Origin of the sequence: Devosia elaeis (assembly GCF_001650025.1) — a bacterium.
Lineage (GTDB): Bacteria > Pseudomonadota > Alphaproteobacteria > Rhizobiales > Devosiaceae > Devosia > Devosia elaeis.
The window spans coordinates 1-3,136 of the sequence record NZ_LVVY01000132.1 but is presented as its reverse complement, the minus strand read 5'-3'; the positions used below and the strand labels follow the sequence as shown (position 1 = coordinate 3,136).

At 54.4% G+C, this 3,136-nt stretch carries 3 protein-coding genes; all 3 read left to right on the top strand.

All coding sequences use genetic code 11. The annotated features are described in order from the left end of the window. Nucleotides 1-220 precede the first annotated feature (220 nt). Nucleotides 221-769: an ABC-three component system protein gene (locus tag A3840_RS17740; protein WP_067460151.1), complete on the top strand. Its 549-nt coding sequence runs from the start codon at nucleotides 221-223 to the stop codon at nucleotides 767-769. Continuing rightward, complete coding sequence (locus tag A3840_RS17735) at nucleotides 770-1,267, top strand: ABC-three component system middle component 5 (RefSeq protein ID WP_067460148.1); 498 nt, start codon at nucleotides 770-772, stop codon at nucleotides 1,265-1,267. Then, on the top strand, nucleotides 1,254-3,136 hold a 1,883-nt coding region (locus A3840_RS17730; protein ID WP_131798372.1), incomplete at its 3' end, for a coiled-coil domain-containing protein. The genes A3840_RS17735 and A3840_RS17730, both read left to right, overlap by 14 nt.

Genomic DNA, 3,136 nt, shown 5'->3' with positions numbered 1-3,136 from the left:
CCAACCGCCAGCTGTCCGGCGAAATGGGGTCCACTCCACAGCGCGGTAATACGGTCGGCGGGCACATGTCCGGCCGAGACGTAAATGTGAAGCCGGATTGAAGGGGACACCACCTGACTCTGAAGACCCCCCGCACGCTTCAGGGACCGCACTTTCGCTAACGCATCAATCTGGCACCGCTCTTACCACCACTCAAAGTGGAAACGCTGTGCAGGGCCATATGGGTGGTCGTGATGTAAACGTCTATGCCAATGATGGGGATGTATACCTCGCGCCTCAACCGACATCCGCTCCCCCAAACCCGTTTCGTAAGCTTTTTGCGAAGCTGGCGAGCGAAGCGGAAGAGGATAAGGTCCTAACCTCGTATATTCGTCAGTTGGAGGTTTACACCCGCCGCGTTGAAAATGAGGAGGTGATCGGACTCGAAGAGAAACTGAGGCTGGCAGGCAGAGACCACCAGCTCACCATTGCCACGGCGCTGAAGGAAAACGTGTACGCCGACATAAAGGCAAATATCTTCTCTCCCACCTATCAGCTAATTGTCGCGACACTCATGTCGAAGGTTCATGAGCGCTTCGACACCCAAATACGGCCCTTGATCAAGGCGGGAACGGACAACGCGCATGTCGATAAGGTGGTCTCGGAACAGATCACAATCCCCATTTCCGGCGAGTTGGATGAATGCCCTCAATTTGAGGATGTGGCCCTAGACTATGTTCGGGGCATGATCTTTTTTCTTACTGGCAACTGCCACATTAGGTGGGATTAAATGCTAGTCTATCATCCCGCATTTGACGTCTACCACGGAGTATTCCGCGCACTTCTGATTCTTGAACACACGCCTGGGAAATCTATGCCTGTGGACACTTTACGCATTCTCGATCTCTATTTTGTGTTTCCATATCTTTTGGCCGAAATGGATTTCCCCCAAGGCGCGGGAGCAAGAGGACGAAAACTTGCTGGGACGCGTTCGCGCTTCAACACCTTGCCGTCACCCAGAACATTTTTAGCCCAGATTAAGGGGCTTCATAATTTGGTGACTGCCGGTCTTGCGGGCCAGGGCCTCATTTCAATGGACGCTTTGAGAGACGGAACTGTGCGCCGCACCGAGAAGGAAATGCCTCCCGGGTTACTTGCCCAAGCGACAACGGAAGACACCGAGCTGGCTGAGTATTTGGGGGGCAAGATTGCTACCGTCCCGCTGCTTGGCAAACGAGGGCTCAAGGACCGCTCTAAGCTGATGGAGTACCGTTATGACCCGGCGTGACCCATCCCTTCGGCTGATGCGCCTTGTCGTCACGAAGGGAGGCAAGAGCGCTTACGACGAGACGTTTCATCCCGGCGTGAACATGATTCGAAGCGACGGCAACAGTCGGGGCAAATCGACCATTGCCGACCTGATTTTCTTCGCTCTGGGTGGCGACCTCACGGAGTGGAAGGATGAAGCCGGCATTTGCGATCAAACCTTTGCTGAGGTTGCGTTGAATGGGTCTGTAGTTACCCTTCGCCGCGACATCTCCCGGACCGGGAGTAAATTACCAATGTGGGTCTATTTCGGCCCACTTGCCGAAGGGGGGACCAGCGCAGTCGAGGGTTGGAGCAAGCTTGCTTATGGCCGCTTCGGCGACAGGGAAGGGTTCAGCCAGGTATTATTTAGGGCCTTAGGCATACCCGAAGTCCCCTCAGATGACGCAAATATCACCATGCATCAATTACTTCGGTTGATGTATGTAGACCAGATGACGCCTGTGAATGCCATCTTTCGCATGGAAGAACGGGACTCGCCAAATAGAAGGCAGGCGGTTGGGGACCTCCTTTGTGGCGTACTGGATGAGCGGATTTACCCCAGCCAGATACGTGCCCGACAGATGGAGCGCGAATACGCTGAGGTGACTAGTCAGTTCTCCGGGCTCATGAGGGTTTTACGCAGGGTTGATGAGGGACTAGATTTCTCTGATCTGCTTAGTAAGGTCACAGACACCGAGAACGCCCGCAGCAAGGCCCTTGAGGAGATTGAAGCACTCCGGGCATCGCGGTACTCGTCAGGCCAAGGGCAGTCAGGTAAGTCGGAGGAGCTGGAGGTTCTGCGGCGTGACCTAGACAAAGTCAGCAGGGACATCGTAGCCATACAACGTGACGTTGACCGTCTCGTGCTATCAATTGAAGACGCTGCGCTACTCATAGCTGATCTCGAAAAGAACCTTGTCCAGATCGGCCAGTCGCAGGCAACCGGCGACGCGATGGGGCGGCTTGTCTTCTCATTTTGCCCGAGCTGCCTCACTCCTGTTACAGGACCGTCAGACGCACACCACTGTCACCTTTGCAAATCCGAGCTTGATGAGGCGCACGATCTTTCGCGCTACGCTCGTCTTCGAAATGAATTGGAGATGCAGCTCAAGGAGTCCCGCGCGCTGCAACAGGAGCGCGTGAAAGACCGTGCGGCTCTGGAAGAGCGGTTGGGAGGACTTCAGCGTATCAGGGGTCTGCTTTCCGAAGAGCTACTTGATCGCTCAAGGCATTATTTGACGGAGGCGGACTCTAAAATCGAAGCTCTCACACGCTCGGTGGGTTACCTCGACCGTGAGTTGATCGATCTAGACCGAGAACGCCGGTTGGCCGCTGAGGTAACAGAGCTGTCTGCTCGTAAACAGCAACTGAACGACGACCTTAACGAGTTGAGGCGGAACATCGCCATGTGGATTTCGGCCAAAGAGCAACGGCAGTCCGCAATCTACGGCCTGATATCCCGCATCACTGCTGAAATCCTAACCTTGGACGTGCCGAGCGACATTGAGCCGGTCACTCAGGAGGGCGTGAGATTTGATTTCGGTGACAACGAAATAGTGGTGAACCAGAAGCGGGGCTACTCCGCCAGTTCCCGGACGGTCATTAAGAACGCCTTCCACTTGGCGATGCTGTTCGCGTCATGCATTGACGAGCGGATGAAATACCCAAAGTTCTTGCTGCTAGACAACATTGAGGACAAAGGGATGACGCCGGAAAGGAGTCATAATTTCCAGCGCCTTATCCTACAGTTGAGTGAAGCGACGGATGTTGAGCATCAGATCATTTTCACTACATCTATGCCCGACCAGAAGCTAGGTCCTGTTGACAAAGTATGGCATCCATATCCTTG